The organism is Nocardia sp. NPDC004168, from assembly GCF_040610355.1.
GTDB classification, from domain to species: domain Bacteria; phylum Actinomycetota; class Actinomycetes; order Mycobacteriales; family Mycobacteriaceae; genus Nocardia; species Nocardia sichangensis.
In genome coordinates this window covers 169,760-189,896 of sequence record NZ_JBEXME010000009.1, presented here as the reverse complement: position 1 = coordinate 189,896, position 20,137 = coordinate 169,760, and the positions used below count along the sequence as shown (strand labels likewise).

At 68.7% G+C, this 20,137-nt stretch carries 20 protein-coding genes and 2 pseudogenes; 5 read left to right on the top strand and 17 right to left on the bottom strand.

Annotated elements, in window-relative coordinates:
* Positions 1–406: 406 nt before the first annotated feature.
* Positions 407–1,891, bottom strand: coding sequence for a type VII secretion protein EccB (eccB, locus tag ABZW96_RS18975; RefSeq protein WP_355076231.1), 1,485 nt, complete (start codon positions 1,889–1,891; stop codon positions 407–409).
* 112 nt (positions 1,892–2,003) lie between these two features.
* On the opposite strand from eccB, the gene eccE reads away from it, so the two are divergent.
* On the top strand, positions 2,004–3,647 hold the full coding sequence (gene eccE, locus ABZW96_RS18970) for a type VII secretion protein EccE (RefSeq protein ID WP_355076229.1): 1,644 nt from the start codon (positions 2,004–2,006) through the stop codon (positions 3,645–3,647).
* A gap of 15 nt (positions 3,648–3,662) precedes the next feature.
* Here eccE and ABZW96_RS18965 read toward each other — a convergent pair whose 3' ends face one another.
* Positions 3,663–4,223, bottom strand: a complete 561-nt coding sequence (locus ABZW96_RS18965; protein WP_355076227.1) for an NAD(P)H-dependent oxidoreductase — start codon at positions 4,221–4,223, stop codon at positions 3,663–3,665.
* Between the two features lie 201 nt (positions 4,224–4,424).
* On the opposite strand from ABZW96_RS18965, the gene ABZW96_RS18960 reads away from it, so the two are divergent.
* Entirely contained in the window at positions 4,425–4,610 is a 186-nt protein-coding gene (locus tag ABZW96_RS18960) for a hypothetical protein (protein ID WP_355076225.1), read from the top strand.
* A 1-nt stretch (position 4,611) separates the two neighbouring features.
* On the opposite strand, the gene ABZW96_RS18955 is transcribed toward ABZW96_RS18960, so the two are convergent.
* On the bottom strand, positions 4,612–5,601 hold the full coding sequence (locus ABZW96_RS18955; protein WP_355076223.1) for an NAD-dependent epimerase/dehydratase family protein: 990 nt from the start codon (positions 5,599–5,601) through the stop codon (positions 4,612–4,614).
* Between the two features lie 5 nt (positions 5,602–5,606).
* Positions 5,607–6,416: an S-methyl-5'-thioadenosine phosphorylase gene (locus tag ABZW96_RS18950; protein ID WP_355076221.1), complete on the bottom strand. Its 810-nt coding sequence runs from the start codon at positions 6,414–6,416 to the stop codon at positions 5,607–5,609.
* 196 nt (positions 6,417–6,612) lie between these two features.
* Between ABZW96_RS18950 and ABZW96_RS18945 the strand changes: the two genes are divergently transcribed.
* Positions 6,613–6,936, top strand: coding sequence for a metal-sensitive transcriptional regulator (locus ABZW96_RS18945; protein WP_355076219.1), 324 nt, complete (start codon positions 6,613–6,615; stop codon positions 6,934–6,936).
* Between the two features lie 5 nt (positions 6,937–6,941).
* On the opposite strand, the gene ABZW96_RS18940 is transcribed toward ABZW96_RS18945, so the two are convergent.
* The 5 genes from ABZW96_RS18940 to ABZW96_RS18920 all read right to left on the bottom strand — a co-directional run bounded on the left by ABZW96_RS18940 (position 6,942) and on the right by ABZW96_RS18920 (position 12,566).
* On the bottom strand, positions 6,942–7,892 hold the full coding sequence (locus ABZW96_RS18940) for a TAXI family TRAP transporter solute-binding subunit (protein WP_355076217.1): 951 nt from the start codon (positions 7,890–7,892) through the stop codon (positions 6,942–6,944).
* Positions 7,889–9,310 (bottom strand): HAMP domain-containing sensor histidine kinase, encoded by a 1,422-nt coding sequence (locus tag ABZW96_RS18935; RefSeq protein WP_355076215.1) that lies wholly within the window; start codon positions 9,308–9,310, stop codon positions 7,889–7,891. Before ABZW96_RS18935 ends, ABZW96_RS18940 begins: the two co-directional genes overlap by 4 nt.
* Positions 9,311–9,338: 28 nt before the next feature.
* Positions 9,339–9,998 (bottom strand): response regulator transcription factor, encoded by a 660-nt coding sequence (locus ABZW96_RS18930; protein ID WP_355076213.1) that lies wholly within the window; start codon positions 9,996–9,998, stop codon positions 9,339–9,341.
* Between the two features lie 46 nt (positions 9,999–10,044).
* Positions 10,045–11,448 carry an MFS transporter gene (locus ABZW96_RS18925; protein ID WP_355076211.1) on the bottom strand — a complete coding sequence of 468 codons (1,404 nt, stop codon included), beginning with the start codon at positions 11,446–11,448 and terminating at the stop codon, positions 10,045–10,047.
* A 284-nt stretch (positions 11,449–11,732) separates the two neighbouring features.
* Positions 11,733–12,566 carry an LLM class F420-dependent oxidoreductase gene (locus ABZW96_RS18920; protein WP_355076209.1) on the bottom strand — a complete coding sequence of 278 codons (834 nt, stop codon included), beginning with the start codon at positions 12,564–12,566 and terminating at the stop codon, positions 11,733–11,735.
* A 173-nt stretch (positions 12,567–12,739) separates the two neighbouring features.
* Here ABZW96_RS18920 and ABZW96_RS18915 point away from each other — a divergent pair.
* Positions 12,740–13,171, top strand: a pseudogene (locus ABZW96_RS18915) (Hsp20/alpha crystallin family protein); the annotation flags it as partial.
* A 148-nt stretch (positions 13,172–13,319) separates the two neighbouring features.
* Here the strand turns inward: ABZW96_RS18915 and truA are convergent.
* The 8 genes from truA to infA all read right to left on the bottom strand — a co-directional run bounded on the left by truA (position 13,320) and on the right by infA (position 18,195).
* Positions 13,320–14,195, bottom strand: coding sequence for a tRNA pseudouridine(38-40) synthase TruA (truA, locus tag ABZW96_RS18910; protein ID WP_355076320.1), 876 nt, complete (start codon positions 14,193–14,195; stop codon positions 13,320–13,322).
* Between the two features lie 106 nt (positions 14,196–14,301).
* Positions 14,302–14,823, bottom strand: a complete 522-nt coding sequence (rplQ, locus tag ABZW96_RS18905; RefSeq protein ID WP_355076207.1) for a 50S ribosomal protein L17 — start codon at positions 14,821–14,823, stop codon at positions 14,302–14,304.
* 50 nt (positions 14,824–14,873) lie between these two features.
* Positions 14,874–15,932 (bottom strand): DNA-directed RNA polymerase subunit alpha, encoded by a 1,059-nt coding sequence (locus tag ABZW96_RS18900; RefSeq protein ID WP_039796155.1) that lies wholly within the window; start codon positions 15,930–15,932, stop codon positions 14,874–14,876.
* Positions 15,933–16,040: 108 nt separating this feature from the next.
* The gene (rpsD, locus tag ABZW96_RS18895) at positions 16,041–16,646 is read right to left on the bottom strand and encodes a 30S ribosomal protein S4 (protein WP_355076205.1); all 606 of its coding nucleotides are present in this window, start codon (positions 16,644–16,646) and stop codon (positions 16,041–16,043) included.
* Between the two features lie 20 nt (positions 16,647–16,666).
* The gene (rpsK, locus tag ABZW96_RS18890; RefSeq protein WP_039795647.1) at positions 16,667–17,080 is read right to left on the bottom strand and encodes a 30S ribosomal protein S11; all 414 of its coding nucleotides are present in this window, start codon (positions 17,078–17,080) and stop codon (positions 16,667–16,669) included.
* Positions 17,081–17,089: 9 nt separating this feature from the next.
* Positions 17,090–17,461, bottom strand: a complete 372-nt coding sequence (rpsM, locus tag ABZW96_RS18885; protein WP_039795645.1) for a 30S ribosomal protein S13 — start codon at positions 17,459–17,461, stop codon at positions 17,090–17,092.
* 248 nt (positions 17,462–17,709) lie between these two features.
* On the bottom strand, positions 17,710–17,823 hold the full coding sequence (rpmJ, locus tag ABZW96_RS18880; RefSeq protein ID WP_011207363.1) for a 50S ribosomal protein L36: 114 nt from the start codon (positions 17,821–17,823) through the stop codon (positions 17,710–17,712).
* Between the two features lie 150 nt (positions 17,824–17,973).
* Complete coding sequence (gene infA, locus ABZW96_RS18875; RefSeq protein WP_003418601.1) at positions 17,974–18,195, bottom strand: translation initiation factor IF-1; 222 nt, start codon at positions 18,193–18,195, stop codon at positions 17,974–17,976.
* A gap of 512 nt (positions 18,196–18,707) precedes the next feature.
* Between infA and ABZW96_RS18870 the strand changes: the two are divergent.
* Positions 18,708–20,137 (top strand): annotated as a pseudogene (locus ABZW96_RS18870) (hypothetical protein); the annotation flags it as partial.

Sequence of the window (20,137 nt, the reverse complement as noted above, 5' to 3'; positions counted from 1 at the left end):
CGCACTCCGTGCGCGATGCCAACCCGCATTTCATGCGGTTTCGAGTCGGGGGTGCAAACCTCCGCTCTCAGGCTCTTGATGCGGAATTCGGTGCCGACGCCTGTCGGAGACCGCACGTGCGTGCGCCTGCAGATTGCGCGAGCCGAAACCGATAGCGCTCGTGTCACTCACAGCAACCCCATCCCACATCTTGCCTGTCACTGTCTATAGACGCGCCCAATCGCAGATCGGTTCCATCGATCTTCAAACTTTTTCCGCTAGCGGTCCAGTTCAGCCAACGCAGCCACGCGGGCCCCAGCCAGCCCACACGCGCGGGAGAGCATCGGGGTACCTACGGTGAGACTCCCCCTCGCCGGATCTGTGGTTACCGGAAGCGCCACCAACAGCTGATACGGGTGGGCGGAACTCAATTCTGGTTCTTCACAAGAGCTTTCGCCGGATTGGCGTCCGGCGCGACGCCGTCGTGAGCCACCATCGCGTCCTGACGGCTGAGAGTCGGCCCGGAGGCAAGCAGGCCGACGATGGGCCATGGCGCCGGTTCGGGTTGCCGCACGCCGGAATCCGAACTCATGCCGAGCGCTTTGACCGCCTCCGCATCCTTGATGCCGTAGCGGACGCCGGTATCGGCGACGTAGAACATGCTGTCCTTGCGCTGACTGTCCGGCTCGATGCCGGTGCCCTGAACGAAGGCGCCGGAACCTGGCTTGAAGTAGACCGAGTCCACGTTGGGGCCGTCACCGTCGGCTTGGGCCAGCGGCACCAGGCGAGCGTCCTCCCGCATCGGCAGACTCACGCCGGTGATCAGCGAAAGCTCGGCATGATTGCCACCACCGCCCTCCGCGGCAGCGATCGGCTTCCACGACAGACAGCTGACCGGCCGATCCCTGATCTGCACGAGCGCGGGCGCGGTGGCCGGATAGTCCTTCACCGGCAGCGTCGTCGATATGGGCGAATAGGTCTTCTCGTACGGGACGATCGTCGGATTGCGGCCCGCCGCCGGGTCGGAGTTGAGAATGATGTTGGCGGTCAGCTGCGAGATTTCCTGCCTGCCGTCGTGCAGCACCACGAAATACTGCTTCGTCGCGGCATCTTGCACCACCTCGCCGATCCGATGATCACCGATGGTGTATGTCGGCTGCGCGCCTCGATCGTCGATGTGCGGCACTTCGATTCGCTGCACCTCGGGTATCGCATTGAGCAAGCCTTCGCTGATCGGCCGCGGTGCCACATTGCGAATGCCCAGCGCCTCGGTCACCGCGTTGTTGTTCATGTCGACGCGGGCGCGCTTGTTGTCGTAAACGAGGTAGGTGGCGTCCTTGCCCTTGACGAGCAGAGCGTTACCCGACTCCATTGCGGAAGCCTTGGCGCCGAGTTCCAGGTCCCCGATGAGCACCGAAGTGGTTGCCTTGTTGGTGCCGTCGAGCTGCAGGGTGTCGCACACCGACCACGCGCGCCCCTTCCCCTCCTTGTCGAAGGGCAGCGAGCTGGGAGCACCTGGGATGCCGATCAATTGGCCGCGCGGCTTCTTCCCGAGTTCGGACTCCTTCACGGTCGCGGGCTTGGCGGCCTCACCCACGGCCAGGCGGGCCGAGGCGAGGTTGAGAGACGGGTGCACCACGTTATCGATCACCGCGTAGACGGCACCGGAATCCTTGCCGATCAGGATCTTGTTGTCATCGCCGACTTTGCCCTGCGGGCGCAGCAACGCGAGCACGCCGCATCCGGCCAGTGCGACACACGCCAGGATCAGACCGGCCGCGTACGCGCGGGACTGGGAACGCATGGGGTCGTGCAGCATTCGCACATCCCTGCGCACCAAGGCGTGCTCCATCCGCCGGACCAGAAAGCGGTAACCGCTGACCTGCCAGCGAGTGGTGGGTTTCGAAGCCATTATTCCTCCCCCGAACAGTGCTCGCGTTCGCCGAACACAGTACAGTTCCCGGGGACTGTTGTTCAGCTCGGCCGCGGCGAACCGGCCGATATCGGGTACTTGGGGGACGACGATGGCGGAACCGGCCGGTGCGGGACCACGACCGCTTTTCGGGCGCGTCTCGATGCGGAACCTGCTGATCGCCCAGATCATCGGGCTGATCGCCGCGGTCGTCGCACTGTTCGCCGGTTTGCCGGGGCTTCCCACGCTCGGCGTGGCGGTGGTCGTCGCGCTCATTCCGCTGATTCCGGTCGCCGGACGCACTGTGCTGGACTGGATCGCGACCTGGTGGCGCTATCTCACGCACCGGGACTACGAACTCGGCGACACCGTCGATTTCCGCGGCGCCGATGGTCGCTCGCTCGGCCTGTATTGGGACGGCAGCCGCGTGGTGACGGTGGTCGAGGTACTGCCTCCCCCCGGCGGGCTGACCAGGATCGCCCGCACCACGGTGCACGCCTCGCACCTGCTTCCGCTGGCGGAGCTGGCGAAATGCTTGAACCAGCACGACATCCTGCTCAGCGGCATCGACATCATCAGCCACGGACATCGCAGCCGTTCCGGCACGCCCGCGGGCAAGATCTACGAATCGCTGCTGGGCCCGCTGCCCGCCACCGCGCACCGCACGGTGTGGCTGGCGATCGGTTTCGACGCGGTGGCCTGCCCGGAGGCCACCGACCGGCGCGGCGGCGGAGCCGAAGGCGCGTCGCGCGCGGTCACCATCGCCACCCAGCGCATCATGCGCACGCTCGAGGATGCCGACTGCAACGCGCGCATCCTCACCGCGCCCGAGATCCGCAAGGCGGTCCTGCAGATCACCGGCGGCTACGATCCGCGCACGCTCGAACACAGCTGGCGCTACGCGGAAATCGGCAACAGCGTGAACATCGGCAACGCCTTGGATCCCAAGCGACTCGAATCGGACCTGCTCGCCCAGCTTTGGGTGGCCCCATCACGCGGCACGACGGTGGCGGTTCGGTTGCGCCCCGGCAGTTCCGCCGACTCGGTGAGCATCGGCGCCGCCTGGCGGCTGACCGCACGGGAACTGCCCGAACGCTCCGAGCTGCCGGGCATGATCTCGATGAACGGACGCCACCGCGACGGGCTGCTGGCCCACCTGCCGCTCGCGGTTCCCGGCGTGGACGACACCATTCCGATGATCGAGCACCTGATCGACATCGTCGACGATCTGCACCTGCCCTCCTCCGGCTGCGGCCAGCTGATCGGTTCCGATGACGAAGGCAACGGCGTGGCGGCTCGCATCGTCGGCGCGGGCATCTCCACGGTGTATGTCGCCGGCGAGCTGTACCTGGCGCAGCAGCTGGTTTTCCGGGCGCTCGCGGTCGGCGAACGGATCCTCATCCGCACCGACCGAGCACGGGCCTGGGAGAACCTGGTCACCACCATCGGCAATCCGGAGCGCCTGACCATCGCGATCGAAACCCACCAGTCCGACGCGGGATTCACCGCCACGGTGGTGGACGGGGTGCTCGCGCCTGCCCCGCACGCGGGCGTCACCACCATCTACGTCACGGGCGATCCGATGGGCTGGCCCGCCGCCCGCCCCGACCTGGCCATCCACCAGCCCGGCGCGATCGGCAACCACGTGGTGCTGCGCACCGGCACGGCACAGGTCGACCTGACGCTGGTGTCCATCCCGAGCGAGGCGACCTACATCGGTCAGCCGCGCGGCCGACGCGCGATGCAACCGCAGTAAGCGAGCGCGATAGCGCTAACCGGGGTACGGATCGGCCGTCCGAGCTGCTCGCAAAGTACGTGCCCACCAGGCCAATTGACGCAACATTCGTTCCGCGGCGTCGATGGCCGCCCCGTCGCGGGTGTCGCCTGTCTCGTCGAACCGCTTCTTGGCCTGGTGGAAACTGACCGTCTCGCGAACCGACACCATATGGATCTCGGCGACCACTTGCCGCAACTGCTCCACCGCACGCAAGCCACCGGAAAGGCCGCCGTAGGAGACGAAAGCGATGGGCTTCGCGCGCCACTCGTGCTTCGCGGTGTCGAACGCCGTCTTCAGCGACGCCGGATAACCGTGGTTGTACTCCGAAGTGACGACGACGAACGCGTCCGCGTCCCGCAATCGCGTGCGATAGGCCGCGGTCTCCTCGTTGTCGGTGAGTTCGACCGGCAACGGCGTATGCGCGAGATCGATCACGCCGACATCGAATTCGGGACGAGCGCGCACGGTACGTAGAAACCAGTCCGCGACCACCGGCGCGAACCGCTCCGGACGCACACTGGCCACGATGACCTCGAGCCGCAACGGGGTATCCACCGCGCGAGCCTAACTCGGGCCCCGCCGGCCACCGCGTACCGGCGCGCTCCAGAGCACCTCCCGCCGTTCACGAGTGCCCGATACCAGGAACACCGGATACCCCGCGACCGGCGGAGCAGGTCGCGGCACTCGCCACGGTGCTGAACCGACCACTGGTGGCGCGCGAACTCGACGACGAGACCGAGGCAGCTGGCCGCCACCATGCCGCGGGAGTACGTCGACGCGTTTCTCGGTTTCTTCGTGGCGGGCAGGCTGGATGAGGCGACGCTCTGTCCGACCGTCGAGCAGGTGACCGGTCGGCCTCCGCGCAACTTCGAGCAATGGTCGACCGCCCACGCGGAGGCATTCGCGCCGCACCGAGCCGCATCCGGCGATCCGGGTGCCTGATTCAGTCGGTGGCCGCGAACTCGGCCAGACCCTGCGCCGGCGCCACCGAGGCGGTGAAATCCAATACCCGTCTCGCCTTTTCCGGGTCCGCGACGAAATGCCGGACGTCGCCGATGCGGTATCGGCCGGTTACCACCGGCGCGGGGCCACTGCGGGCGCGCGACATGATCGAGGCCACTTCCCACACCGTGATCGGCTGCCCCGAGGCGATGTTCAGCGCGACGAAACCGGGCAGCGCACGCTCGACCGCCGCGACGGTGGCCGCGACCGCGTCGCGCACGTGCACGAAATCCCGGATCTGTCCGCCGTCTTCGAACACCTGCGGCGCGCGGCCCTGTGCCAGCTCGGCGTGCAACCACCCCACCAGCCCGGCCCGCGCTCCCGCGCCGTACACGTTGTGCATTCGCAGGGCGGTCACCGCACCACCGGTCGCCAATCCCCAGGCGAGCGCGTAATTCTCTTGCGCGACTTTGCTCGCCGCATAGGGACCGCGCGGACGCAGCGGCGCGTCCTCGCCGACCGGCTCCCACGTCAAGATCTCGCCGGTGTGCGGAGCGCGATGATCGAACATGCCTCGGTCGAGGTCGGCCCTGCGACGCAGGTTGGGGAAGAACGGGCCGCTCTGCACGCCGCGATAGCGGCCTTCGCCGTAGACCGCGACGGACGAGGCGAGCACCAAGCGGCCGACTCGCGCCCGCTCCATGGCACCGAGCAGCACGGCGGTCCCGACATCGTTGTGCGAGGCGAAGTCGGCGGCCAGCGCGCCCGCGGTGACACCCGCGAAGTGGCAGACCACGTCCACTCCGTCCAAGAGGGGTGCGAGCTCTTCGGCGTCGCGCACGTCCACCCGCTCGACCCCTTCCGGTGGTCGTGCGTCCGGCCCGTGGTCGCGTAGCAGGTCCACCCCGGTCACCTGGTGTCCCGCGGCGAGCAGCGCACGGCGCAGGTGCCCGCCGAGGAACCCGGCCGCTCCGGTGACCAGCACCCGCATCGGACTCAGGGCAATTCGAACGGCAGCGACACGTCCGCGTGGACACGGCACCGGTCGCAGGTGTCGGTGCCGTCCACCGCGGCCACCGCGCGGCGGACGAGCTCCTTGAAGGGCACGAGGTTTCGCTTGAACTCGGCGAAGACGTCGACGGCGCGCACTCCTTCGCCCTCCTCCAGACCGGCGTCCAGATCGGTGACGAGGGCGACGGCGGCGTAGCACATCTCGAGTTCGCGGGCGAGCACCGCCTCCGGGTGCCCGGTCATGTTCACCAGCTCCCAGCCCTGGGCGGCGAACCACCGGCTCTCGGCGCGGGTGGAGAAGCGCGGTCCCTCGACCACGACCATCGTGGCCGCGTGCATCATATGCAGTTCCTCGGACTCGGCCTTGATGGCTGCGGCCCGCAGTTCCTCGCAGTACGGGTCGGCGAAGGACACGTGGATGCCGCCGCCGTCGAAGTAGGTCTGCGGACGACCGGAGGTCCGGTCGACCAGCTGATCGGGCACCGCGACCGTGCCGGGGCCCCAGTCCGCCCGCAAGCTGCCGACGGCACAAGGCGCGAAGATACGGCGCACGCCCAGCGAACGCAGGGCCCACAGATTGGCCCGGTAGGGCAAGGTGTGCGGCGCGAATTCGTGGTTCTTGCCGTGGCGCGGCAGGAACGCCACCGGCCGCCCCTCCACCTCTCCGACGGCGATGCCCGCGCTCGGTGCACCATAGGGGGTGTCGACCTCGACGATGGTCGCCTCGTTGTCGAAGAAATCGTAGAAGCCGCTGCCGCCGATGACGGCGAGCGCGGGCCGGGGGTGCGAACTCATACCTCAATTGTCTCGTCCCTGGGTGGCCGTCGCGCGCCGGGATCCGCGTTACCCTGCTTTCCGGCGGAACACGGACCGTTCCGACCGGGCGGGGTCTGCCGCACCATGCGGCCCGACCTGACAAGACGCCCCCGGAACTGTACCCTAGGGGGGTATTGATCCGGTTCCGGCGACCACAGGCAGCGAGGAGACATCGGTGGCAGCTTCCCCCCACGACCACACGGCGGCCGACCACGCCGCGCACGGCTACATCACCGCCAAGGACGACTACCTCAAGCGGCTGCGGCGCATCGAGGGTCAAGCGCGCGGTCTGCAGCGGATGGTCGAGGAGGAGAAGTACTGCATCGACATCCTCACTCAGGTGTCCGCCATGACCAAAGCCCTGCAAGCGGTCGCGATGGGCCTGCTGGAGGATCACATCAGCCACTGCGTCGTGGACGCGGCCGTCGCGGGTGGCCCGGAGGCCGAGGCCAAGATCAAGGAAGCGACCGACGCCATCGCCCGCTTGGTCAGGTCCTGACGGAACTATCCGTGCCAGCGGCGATAGACCGCGGCAGCTCCCGGGTGCAGCGGAATCGGGCCGGTGCTGATCAGCGACCGGCCGTCGAGGAATTGGGTGCCCGCCGCCTCGGTGGGCACCAGCGCGTCGGCGTGCCACACCAGTAGTTCGACGATGGCCGCGGCCACCTCCTCGGACATACTGCCCGCGGCCAGCAAGAGATTCGCCACCCCGATGGTGTGCACCGAGACCCCGCCCGGATAGGCATCCGCGGGGATCGCCACCCGGTCGTATACCGGCCCGAACCGGTCCCGCATCGGCGCGGCCAGCTCGCCCATGTCCACGAGCCGCATCCGGCTCGGCACCGCGAGCCGTGCCGTCGGCACGCCGCCCGCCCACAACAGGGCGTCCACGTCGCCAGCGGTCAGGGCGGCCACCGCTTGCGCCAAGGGGCGATGGGCGATCACGACGTCGGCACTCGGGTCGAGCCCCGCGACGCGCAATATCCGTGCGCCGGTCAAGGCCGCGCCCGATCCCTCCGCGCCCAGACTCACCCGCGTTCCCCGCAGATCCGCGACCGAACCGATCGGGCTGTCCGCCCGCACGACCAACTGCAGGTAGTTCTCGTACACCCGGCCCAGCGCGAACACCTGATCGGCGCTGTCGCGCACCGAATCCGCGAGCGCGAGCGCGGCATCGACCTCACCGCGCGCCAGCAACGCCAGATTGTCCTGCGAACCCGAGGTGGTAACCCGCTCGATCCGCACACCCCCGGCGTTTTCGGCGGCGAGGCCGAGCAACCCCGCGAAGGCGTGATAGAAGCCGCCGACCTCGCCGGACGCCAGCCGCGCGGTGGCGCCCCGGCCGCCCGGCCCACAACCCGCGAGCCCCGCCGCGACGGCCAACGCGAGGAAGCCGCGCCGACCGACGCCGCGCCGACCGACGCCGCGCCGGACGATCGGCTCCCGGCCGGTCATCGGGCCTCCGCCTCGGGTAGGCGCACCGAGACCGCCAGACCATGCGGACGCACCGCGGCCACGGTGAGCACGCCGCCGCGCGCCTGCGCCAATGCGGCGGCGATCGGCAGGCCCAGCCCGGAGCCACCGGCCCCCGCGGCCGAACCGCGGAAGAAACGGGTGGTCAGCTTGTCGAGCTCAGCGGGAGGAACACCGCTGCCGTCGTCGCGGACGGTCACCGTGACCCAGCCCGGCTCGGTCGCGACGACCAGATCGATGTGCGCGCCCGCGCCCGCATAGCGTGTCGCGTTGCTCAGCGGTACGTCGAGCATCTGCGCGAGCACGTCGGCCGGGACCGCGACGTCGGCGGGCCCGGCCACGGCCGCCACGCGCAATCGCTGTCCGGCCGCCTCGAATGCCGAGCACCAGGCGTCGAATCGGTCGGCGATCACTTGCACGGCGTCGCACTGGTCGTCGCCCTCGGCCGTGCGGGCGACGTCGAATGCCGCCGGGGTCTCGGCGACGGCCAAGCTGAGCAGGCCGTCGAGCAACGCGGTGAGCCGCTCCACCTCGGCGCCCGCGTTGTGGAAGATGCTCGCCGCGCTCGCCGGGATCGCTGGTTCCAGGGAATCGAGGCGAATGGTCAGGGCGGCCAGTGGATTGCGCATCGCGTGTGCGGTGTCGGCGACCAGCTGGCGCTGCGCGTCCGCCGAATCGGCCACGGCCAGCGCCATCGCGTCGAACGACTCGGCCAGCGCCCGCATCTCCGGCGGCCCGCCGTAGCGGCCCGCGATCGATACCGGCGCGACGGTGTCGGCGCGCGGCTTGGGCAGCGTCGCGGTCAACTCCGCCACACCGTGCGACAGCGCCGCGAGCGGCCGCAGCACCCAGCGGCCGATCGTCACCGCCAGCAGCACGAACAGCGCCATCGCGACCACGCCGCCGAGCACGATCACCGCCCAGTCCCGCGCGATGTCACCGCGAGCACGGGCCGTCGACGCCTCGATCACCACGGCCCCGTTCACCTGCACGCCGGTGCCGACCGGCCGCGCGACCAGCATGCTCGGCGCGCCCCACGGCGTCAGCTTGTCCACCGCGTGCGGACGCTGATTGCGGCGCGCGGCCGCCACCGCCGCGACGATGCCGGGATCGTCCATGTCCGCGCCCGCGTTCACCGTCGGCGCACCCCTGGCGTCGACCACGAGCACGTTCTCGCCGTACAGCTCGTGATAGCGCAGCACCTCGTCGGCCAGCGCACGGCTGTCCCCCGCGGTGACCGCGTTGTCGGCGAGGGTGGCGAAGCGGTCGGCGTCCCCCGAGCGCGCTAGCACCAGCTGTTGGGTGCGGCTGGTGGCGATGGTCAGCGACAGCGGCACCGCGAACGCCAGCACCGCGATGGCCGCGAACAGTGTCAGCGCGACCAGCAAGCGACGCCGCATGGCACACCTCCGGCCCGCCGGACCGCGCTCACTGCCCCCACCGATACCCGTACCCGCGGATGGTGGTGATCAGGCCGGGCCGGTTGAGTTTCGCCCGCAAGCCCGTCATGTGCACGTCCAGCGAACGCGAGACCGCGACGAAGGCGTCACCCCAGATGCGGTCCATCAACTGCTGACGGCTCACCGCGGCCCCCGGCCGTTCCACCAGCGCCTCGACCAGCTCGAATTCCTTCTGAGTCAGCGACACCGGCTCCCCGGCCACCTCGACAACGCGGGCGCCGAGATCGACCCGCACGTCACCGGTGACGATCACCGACTGCGCCTGTCGCGCCGCCGCGGCCGCCCGCCTGGTGACCGTCTCCAGCCGCGCGACGAGTTCCGCGATGCGCGGAGGCTTCACCAGATAGTCGTCGGCGCCACCGCGCAAACCTCGCACGATCGAGCGTTCGTCACTGCGCGCGGTCAGGATCAGCACCGGAACCGAACTCACCTCGCGCAGTCGCCGCAACACCTGCAGACCGTCGCCGTCGGGCAGTCCGAGATCCAGAATCACGGCGTCGTAGTCGCGGTGCGCGATCAGCAGATCCGCGCCGCGGCGCTTGCGTTCGGCGCGGTAGCCACGGACGTTGAGCGCCTCGACCAGCGCGTCTCCCACGCCGTCGTCGTCCTCGACCACCGCAAGCCGCACGCGCCGATCCTCCCACAGTGGGCGGACCGGCGCGTGTGCCGGTCGGTCAGTCACGCACGGTGACCATCGGCCGACCCGGCTCGGCCCCCGCGGCGCCGGACCCGGTGTCGGCGCTCGCGGTGGGCTCGGCCGCGTCGATCGCCGACGAGGCCGAGGTCTCCCGCATGAAGTAGTAGGTGATCAGCGAGACGGCGATGCAGCCTGCGACATACCAGAAGTACAGCGACTCGTGGCCGCCCTTCTTCAGCGCGAGCGCGATCGTCTCGGCGGTGCCGCCGAAGATCGCGACGGTCAAGGCATAGGGCAGCCCTACGCCGAGCGCGCGGATCTTCGTCGGGAACAGCTCGGCCTTCACGATCGCGTTGATCGAGGTGTATCCCGTGATGATCACCAGCGCCGCCATCATCAGACCCCACGCGGCGACCGGATTGGTGGTGCGCGCGAGCACCGTCATGATCGGCACGGTCAGCAAGGTGCCCGCCACGCCGAAGAAGATGAGCAGCTTGCGTCGGCCGATCCGGTCCGACAGCGCCCCCGCCAGCGGTTGCAGCACCACGAAGACCAGCAGCGCGATGAAGTTGATCCACGCCACGGTCGACTTGGAGATGCCGGAGGTGTTGATCATGAACTTCTGCATGTAGGTCGTGTACGTGTAGAACGCGACCGTTCCGCCCAGCGTCAACCCGACGACCAGCAGGCATTCGCGGGGGTACTGCAACAGGATCCGCAGGGAGCCACGCGATTCCCGCACCTCGGCGGCCGTCGCCGCGGTCTTCTTCGGCCGCTGTCCGGATTCGGCGCGGAACTGCTCGGACTCGTCCATGCCGCGCCGCAACCACATCACGATCAGCGCACCGGCGGCGCCGATCACGAACGGGATCCGCCAGCCCCAGGCGTTCATCTGGCCGGCGTCGAGGAACTGTTGCAGCACGATCTGCACCCCGAGCGCGACGAGCTGTCCTGCCACCAAGGTCACGTATTGGAAGCTCGAGTAGAACCCGCGCCTGCCCGCCGAGGCCACCTCGGACAGATACGTCGCACTGGTGGCGTATTCACCGCCGACCGACAACCCCTGCAGCAGCCGGGCGACCAGCAACAGAGCCGGAGCGGCCAGGCCGATGGTCTGGTAACCCGGCGTCGCCGCGATCATCAGCGAACCGGCGGCCATCACGGTCACCGACAGGGTCAGGGCCGAGCGCCTGCCGAACCGGTCGGCGTACCGACCCAGTGCCCACCCGCCGATCGGGCGCATCAGGAAGCCGACCGCGAACACGGCGGCGGTGGACAACAGTTGGGCGGTCGGATCGTCCTTCGGGAAGAACGTCTTCGCGAAGTACACGCTGAACGCGGCGTAGACATACCAGTCGTACCACTCGACGAGATTGCCGATGGATCCGCGCAGAACATTCGCGACCACCCGGCGCTCGCCGACGGGCTGTGTCGTAGTCACAACATCTCCTTCTCCGACGCCTCATCACGTCGTCGCAGATCAGTGTGTCGACAGTCACACGCGCGCGAAATGGCTCTCGAAGCTTCCTAACAGTCCCTTAGGACGATCGCCGGAAACAAAACCGGCCCCCGGCGCAGCGCCGGGGGCCGGAGACGGACGGTCAGGATCCCGCGGTCAACAGCGCAGCAAAGGTACACAGCGCCGGGGGCCGGAGACGGGCGGTCAGGATCCCGCGGTCAACAGCGCAGCAAAGGTACACAGCGCCGGGGGCCGGAGACGGGCGGTCAGGATCGCCCGGTGAGCAGCGGAGCGAGGGTGCGCAGAGCCGGGAGGTAGTTGTCGCCGAGGATCTGCACCGCGACGTGGTCGGCGCCCGCGTCGGCGTGTTCGGACAGCTGGGCGGCGATCCGCTCCGGCGTGCCGTGCGCGATGACGGCGTCGAACAGCGCCTCGCTCGGCGGCACGGTGAGGTCGGCGTCGGTGAAACCGAATCGGCGCAGGTTCGACGCGTAGTTGGTCAGGCCGACATAGAACTTGACGGTCTCATCGGCGACCGCGTGCGCCGTGCCGGCGTCGTCGGTCAGCACCACCTTGTGCTCGGTCGCCAGCAGCGCGTCCGGGCCGACGATCTCGCGGGCCTTCGCGGTGTGCGCCGCGGGCACGAAATAGGGCAGCGCGCCCAGCGACCGCTCGGCGGCCAGCTTCAGCACGCGCGGGCCGAGTGCGGCCACCGCGCGACGTTCGGCGGGTACTCCCGCGGCGTCGAGGTCGTCGAGATACTCGACAAGCGCGTCGTACGGCTTGCGGTACTCACCGGTGTGCTCCGGGTGTCCCGCACCGATGCCGAGCAGGAACCGGCCCGGGAAGCGGGCCTCGATCCGGTGGAACGAGTCGGCCACCTCCTTCGCGGGCGCCGCCCAGATGTTCACGATGCTGGTGGCGACGGTGATCGTTTCGGTCGCCTCCAGCAGCGGTTCGACCGTCGCCAGATCCGCCGGAGGCGAAGCCCCCAGCCAGAGCGCGCCGTATCCGAGCCGCTCCAATTCTCGCGCGTCTTCCGGGCTGAATCCGTTGTACGCCCGCCACACTCCGAACCGTCCGAGACTGTCGAATGCCATGTCCCGACCCAACACACGCCAGGAGGGCGCTATTCCGGCCGGGCCCGTGCACTGCCAGGACGGCCCCGTCGGGTCGATGCCGTCCCGATTACCGAGGGCTACTGTGGCTATTGCACAGCTATCGGCGCCCGGCGCCTGGCCGGCGCCACCACTAGGAGATGGAGGTGATTGCTGTGCTTCGATTCGATCCATTCCATGACATCGACACCGTTGCCCGCCAACTGCTCGGTGAGACTGCCGGAACCGGTCGCGCACCGCGATTCATGCCGATGGATCTGTTCAAAGCGGGAGATCACTACGTTCTGAACGCGGATCTGCCCGGCGTCGACCCCGGCTCGATCGACGTCAGCGTCGACAACGGCACGCTCACCTTGCGGGCGCAACGCACCGTGCCGAGCGAAGAAGGCGTCCAGTGGATCGCCTCGGAACGTTTCGCGGGCACCTTCATGCGCCAGATGTCCCTCGGCGAGAACGTCGACGTCGAGAACATCAGCGCGACCTACAACAACGGCGTGCTGTCGGTGACGATCCCCATCGCGGAGCGTGCGAAGCCGCGCCGCATCCAGATTTCCGGGGCGTCGCACGAACCGAGGACCATCGAAGCGCAATCCGGCCGGTCCACACCGATGTCGCCGACCCAGCAGGAGCAGACTCAGCAGTCGGCACAGTCGCAGCAGCAATACCCGCGGTCATCGAAGTGACCGCGTCCGCTACCCGCACCCGAGCACGGGTGCGGGTAGTGCGCGGACATTCTCACTCGCCGCAGCAGCCTCCGCCAGGTACCGGAACCGACCGCATCTCCCGCGTCTGCGCGTTGCGGGCCGCGAGTTCCTCGTCGGCCGGGTAGTCCACGCCTATCAAGCTCAAACCATGTGCGGGAGCGACGGTCACCGAACTGGAGCGCTCGGTCTCCCGCAACAGATCGGCCACCCATTCCGGCGTCCGCCGCCCTTCGCCGACGGCGAGGACCGCGCCGACCAGACTGCGGACCATCGACCAGCAGAACGCGTCCGCGCTGACGTAGGCGATCAGCAGGTCACCATCGCGCACCCAGTCGAACCGCTGCAGCTCCCGTACCGTCGTCGCACCCTCCCTGCGGCGGCAGAAGGCGGCGAAGTTGTGCAGCCCGAGCAACTTTCGCGAAGCCGCCCGCATCGCGTCGACATCGACGTCGGATCGGCAGGCGACCACGCTGCGGGCCTGGAGCGGCTCCGCACCGTACGGCGCGGTGGTCAGCCGGTAGGCGTAATGGCGGCGGATGGCGGAGAACCGGGCGTCGAACTCCGGCGCGGCCGGGCGCGCGTGCCTGATCCGCACGTCCTTCGGCAGGAAGCGCGCCATCCGGTGCACCAGTTTCGCCGCGTCCAGTTCACCGGCGGTGTCGAAATGCGTGACCTGTCCCTCGGCGTGCACGCCCGCGTCCGTACGGCCCGCCACGGTCAGCTGGATCGGCTCGCGGAACACCTTGCTCAGCGCGTCCTCCAGCACCCCCTGCACGGTGCGCAGACCAGGCTGACGCGCCCAGCCGACGAAATCCGTGCCGTCATAGGCGATGTCCAACCGCACCCGGGTGCGTGGCACGTCGATACCGGGCACGCCCGGTGCGTCCTCGCCCGGTCGACCCGACATCGATCCCACCGATTCCTCCACGGTCACATGATCCTCTGGTCGAAACGAACGAGCCCGCCGACCCAGTGCGGGTGGCGGGCTCGTGCGCGAACTCCGACGCGAAGCGTCAGGCGTCCTTCTTGTCCTCGGCGGCCTCGTCGGCAGCCGGAGCCTCGGCGGTCTCGGCGACGGCCTCGTCGGCCTCCTCCTCGACGACCTCGGCGGCCGGAGCCTCCTCCGCCTTCTTCGAGGCGGCCACGCGACGGGCGCGATCGGCCTCGTTGGTCACGGTCTTCTCGCGAACCAGCTCGATGATCGCCATCGGCGCGTTGTCACCCTTGCGCGGCAGCGTCTTGGTGATGCGGGTGTAGCCACCCTCGCGCCCCTCGAACGACGGGCCGATCTCCGCGAAGAGCTCGTGCACGACATCCTTGTTGCGGATCACCTTCAGCACCTCGCGACGGTCGGCCAGGGTGCCGCCCTTCGCCTTGGTGATCAGCTTCTCCGCGTAGGGACGCACGGCCTTGGCCTTGGCCTCGGTGGTGGTGATCCGGCCGTGCTCGAAGAGCGCCGTGGCCAGATTGGCGAAGATCGCCTTCTGGTGCGACGCCGACCCGCCGAAGCGGGCACCCTTCTTGGGCTTGGGCATTGTGGTGTTCTCCTTGTATGAGGCCGGGCCGGGGCGCCTACCCCGGCGGCCTAGAGCTGTTCGGTCTCGGCGTAGTCCTGCTCGCCGCCGTCGGTGTCGCTGAACGTGCCGCTGTCGCTCCACGTGCCGGTGCTCGCGTCGTAGCCGACCACGCTGGACGGATCGAACGACGCGGGGCTGTCCTTCAGCGAGAGGCCGAGCGCGTGCAGCTTGACCTTGACCTCGTCGATGGACTTCTGACCGAAGTTGCGAATGTCCAGCAGATCCGACTCGGTGCGGGCGACCAGCTCGCCGACGGTGTGCACACCCTCGCGCTTGAGGCAGTTGTAGGACCGGACGGTGAGGTCCAGATCCTCGATCGGCAGGCCGAACGAGGCGATGTGATCCGCCTCGGCCGGCGAGGGGCCGATCTCGATGCCCTCTGCTTCGACGTTCAGCTCACGGGCCAGGCCGAAGAGCTCGACCAGGGTCTTGCCCGCCGAGGCGAGCGCGTCCCGCGCGCTGATGGAGTTCTTGGTCTCCACGTCCAGGATGAGCCGGTCGAAGTCGGTGCGCTGCTCGACGCGGGTCGCCTCGACCTTGTAGGTCACCTTCAGCACCGGCGAGTAGATCGAATCCACCGGAATCCGGCCGATTTCCGCGCCGGACGCCTTGTTCTGCACGGCCGGGACGTAGCCGCGACCGCGCTCGACGACGAGCTCGATCTCCAGCTTGCCCTTGTCGTTCAGGGTCGCGATGTGCATGTCCGGGTTGTGCACCACCACGCCGCTGGGCGGGACGATGTCACCGGCGGTGACGGTGCCCGGACCCTGCTTGCGCACGTACATCGTGACCGGCTCGTCCTCCTCGGAGGACACGACCAGGCCCTTGAGGTTCAGGATGATGTCGGTGACATCCTCCTTCACGCCCGGAACGGTGGTGAACTCGTGCAGGACGCCGTCGATGCGGATGCTCGTGACCGCCGCCCCCGGAATCGAGGACAGCAGGGTACGCCGCAGCGAGTTGCCGAGGGTGTAACCGAAGCCCGGCTCGAGCGGTTCGATGGTGAACTTCGAGCGGTTCTCGGCGACGACCTCTTCGGTCAGCGTCGGACGCTGTGAAATCAGCATGTGGATCATCCTCCTTTTTGGGCGCCCGCTATTTGACGCCTCGTCTCAGGGGTTGTGCCTGGCCGCCCATCGGGGCGGCCACGCACCAGCGGCACGTTGTGCCAAGTCTTACTTCGAGTAGTACTCGACGATCAGCTGTTCCTGCAGCGGCACATCGATCTGGGCGCGCTCGGGCAACTGGTGGACCAGGATCCGCAGCCGGCCGGGGAGCACCTGCAGCCAGCCCGGAACCGGACGGTCGCCGACGGTCTCACGCGCCACCTGGAACGGCAGGGTGCCCAGCGACTTCTCCTTGACATCGATGATGTCGTACTGGGTGACCTGGAAGCTGGGAACGTCGACCTTCTTGTTGTTCACCAGGAAGTGGCCGTGCGAGACCAGCTGACGAGCCTGACGGCGGGTACGGGCCAGACCGGCGCGGTACACGACGTTGTCCAGGCGGGTCTCGAGCAGACGCAGCAGGTTGTCACCGGTCTTGCCCTTGAGGCGGTTGGCCTCTTCGTAGTACCGGCGGAACTGCTTCTCCATGACGCCGTAGGAGAAGCGGGCCTTCTGCTTCTCCTGCAGCTGGAGCAGGTACTCGCTCTCCTTGATCCGCGCGCGGCCGTGCTGGCCGGGCGGGTAGGGGCGACGCTCGAACGCCTGGTCGCCGCCGACGAGGTCGACGCGCAGACGACGCGACTTGCGGGTGATAGGGCCTGTGTAACGAGCCATTGTTCGTTATTCCTTTCCCGCTAGACGCGACGCCGCTTGGGCGGACGGCAGCCGTTGTGCGGCTGCGGGGTGACATCGGAGATCGTGCCCACCTCGAGGCCTGCGGCCTGCAGCGAGCGGATCGCGGTCTCGCGGCCCGAACCGGGGCCCTTCACGAACACGTCGACCTTCTTGACACCGTGTTCCTGCGCCTTGCGGGCGGCGTTCTCGGCGGCGAGCTGCGCGGCGAACGGGGTCGACTTGCGCGAGCCCTTGAAGCCGACATGACCCGACGACGCCCAGGAGATGACGTTGCCGTTCGGGTCGGTGATCGACACGATCGTGTTGTTGAACGTGCTCTTGATGTGCGCGTTGCCGTGCGGGACGTTCTTCTTGTCCCTGCGACGCGACTTCTGGGTCTTCTTCGGGCCCGCGGCCCGACTCTTCGGAGGCATCGGTTATCCCTACTTCTTCTTGCCGGCGACGGTGCGCTTCGGGCCCTTGCGGGTGCGCGCGTTGGTCTTGGTGCGCTGGCCACGCACGGGCAGGCCACGACGGTGGCGCAGGCCCTGGTAGCAGCCGATCTCGATCTTGCGGCGAATATCGGCCTGCACCTCGCGGCGCAGGTCACCCTCGACCTTGAACTCCGAAGCCTCGATGTAGTCACGCAGCTTCGTCAGATCGTCGTCGCTGAGATCCTTCGAGCGCAGGTCCGGGCTGACGCCGGTGGCCTCGAGGATCTCCTTGGAGCGGGTACGGCCAATGCCGAAAATGTAGGTCAGTGCGATCTCCATGCGCTTCTCGCGCGGGAGGTCGACGCCCATGAGACGTGCCATCTGGCAGTTTCCTTAATCGTTGCGGAGGTCTGCTCCCTGTCCGTCCCCTCGTCTTGGCGGGGCACCGGCCTCCGAACCGGTGGTAGGCGCGCACGCCCAGGGCGAACCCTGATTTCCGCAGCGTGCGGCTGGTGCTGGGAGTTCTTCTTGCCAATCCGAACTGCGGTTCGGTGCTTGGCTGGTGTCGCGTCGAGCGTTCGCCGTCGGCAAGCCTCGGGCGGGTGGTGCGAGGTCTCCCTCGCCTCCGCTCAGCCCTGGCGCTGCTTGTGGCGCAGGTTGTCGCAGATCACCATGACCCGGCCGTGACGGCGGATCACCTTGCACTTCTCGCAGATCTTCTTGACGCTCGGCTGAACCTTCACGTCCGTCCAATCTGTTGTGGTTCACAGGGGTGTGAACACAGTTTTTCCCCAGTCGGCGACTGGGGAAGCTCTGGTGTGAGTCCTTCGACTCGGCCCCGGCTCACGCCGGGACTGCCGGCTCGCAACCGACGCCGATCGCGCCGGGCACGATCACTTGTAGCGGTATACGATCCGGCCACGCGACAGGTCGTAGGGCGAGAGCTCGACGACCACACGGTCCTCGGGGAGGATGCGAATGTAGTGCTGCCGCATCTTCCCGCTGATGTGCGCGAGAACCTTGTGTCCGTTCTCGAGCTCGATCCGGAACATCGCATTGGGCAGCGGTTCGACAACTCGACCCTCGACCTCGATGGCCCCGTCTTTCTTCGCCATGTCCTCCGCGATCCCGGTTACGCTCAACCTGGTTTGTTTGCTGGTTCTGCTCGAATGGGACCGATCGCCGGAGCGAACCGCTCGCACACAAACAGGCGGCGCCTAGGTGCACCGCCGCTCCAGCTTACCGATCCGTTCCGGATCGGGCAAAAATGCCTCCCTGTATACCCGTGTCGCCAGCGGTTTCGCAGCCGTCTTCCCACTCGTGGCGGGCCTCGGACGCTGCGCCGCGACGGCACCGGGTTGTCGCGTAAACTGGCCGCTGTCCAGGTATTTGGGTCGAACGGATCGAGGGGGACGCGTGAGCCGGCGCAGCGTGCGAGCCACCGGCGTGGGCGCTCTCGGTCACGGCCGAAGCGAGCGGCAGGGAGGCGAGGCCGTGAGTAATCGTAGCGAGCGAGTCAACGGCAGAGCGTCCCTGGCCACGACCGAGCCGAGCGGGCAGCGAGGGCAGTCGTGACCGAGCGCAGCGAGCGAGAGATCGGCACGCCGAACATCGGCGAGGCGCAGTCGTGAGCCGTAGCAATGACGGCCTGCCCATGCTGCCGCCGTGGCTGTCGGAGAGCGACGTCAGCCAGAGCGGCTACGAAGCGCCGGTACAGAACCTTCCGCACGACGACCTCATCGAGGACTCCCCCAGCCGCAGGCGCGGCCGTTTGCGCGGCCGCGCGCCCGAGGCGGAACGCCCGGATGCCGCACGGCCGGAGAAGCGCCGTAAGGGCTGGCGCCGCGACAAGCACGAGGGGAATGCCGAGGAGGATCAGCGGCAGGGCGACGCGAGTCGCGCGCCCGCGCCGGTTCCGGAGGAGCCCGCACCGGCTCGTGCCCCGCACGAGTCGTGGCAGCAGCCGCAAGAGTCCTGGCAACAGCCACAGGAGTCCTGGCAACAGCCGCAAGATTCTCTGCAACGGCCGCAAGATTCTCTGCAACAGCCGCAAGATTCTCTGCAACAGCCACAGGAGTCCCGGCAGCAGCTTCCGCAAGAGTCCCTCCGGCAGCAGCCGCAAGAGGCCTGGCAGCAGCCGCAAGAGGCCTGGCAGCAGCCGCAAGAGGCCTGGCAGCAGCCGCAAGAGTCTCGGCAACAGCCATACCAGGCCTGGCAGCAGCCGCAAGAGTCTTGGCCCCACCCACAGGCGGCCCAGCAGCCGCAGGGGTCCTGGCAGCAGCCCGGCTACGACCGCACTCCACCGGCGCAGGACAATTTGTGGCAAGCGCCGCCGGAGCGCACCGGCGCTCCGCAGCACAGCCTGCCCACGCGCAATCCGTCGCAGCCCTCACCCGGTTTCCAGCCACTGGGCAGCAGGTCCGCGAACCCGCCCGCGTCGAACGAACAGCAGGCGGACCGGCCGGAGCTCCCGCCGCCGCCCCGGCAACCAGCCGACGAGCGGCCCGCTCCGCCCCGGAACGACGAGCATGCCCCGCCATCGCACGGCCAGAGCACGCCGGGCCAGGCCGTCGGCGGCCGACCTCCGCTCGGGCCGAAGCACGGTGGATGGCCGTCCACCGGCAACCCTCGCCTCGATGCCGCCCTGTCGGCCGTGGCTCCGAGCCTGTGGCCGAACTCGGCTCCGCCCAATCGGACCACCCCGCCGATCGGCCCGAGCCCGACCGGAAACGAGGCGACTCAGCGCGGCGAGTCTCGCGAGACCCCACCCGCCGGTCCGAACCAGACCTGGCCTACCTCGACATCGACCGGCCGCGAACCGGCCGCGCAACCGCCTCGAGCCGGATATCCCGCCGCGCCTCCGTCCGCTCCGGAGCAGGCGGCGCGGCAGGGCGGACACTCCTCGACACCGACCAGCGCACAGCCCGCACCGCAGCCACCCATCGACCCGGCGACGTCGAGTCCCGACCGAAGCACGGCCGACCACACCGCGCGGCAGAACGCTCAGGCACCGACCGGCGTGCCATCCGCTCCGGACCAGACGGCGCCGCAGGGCGG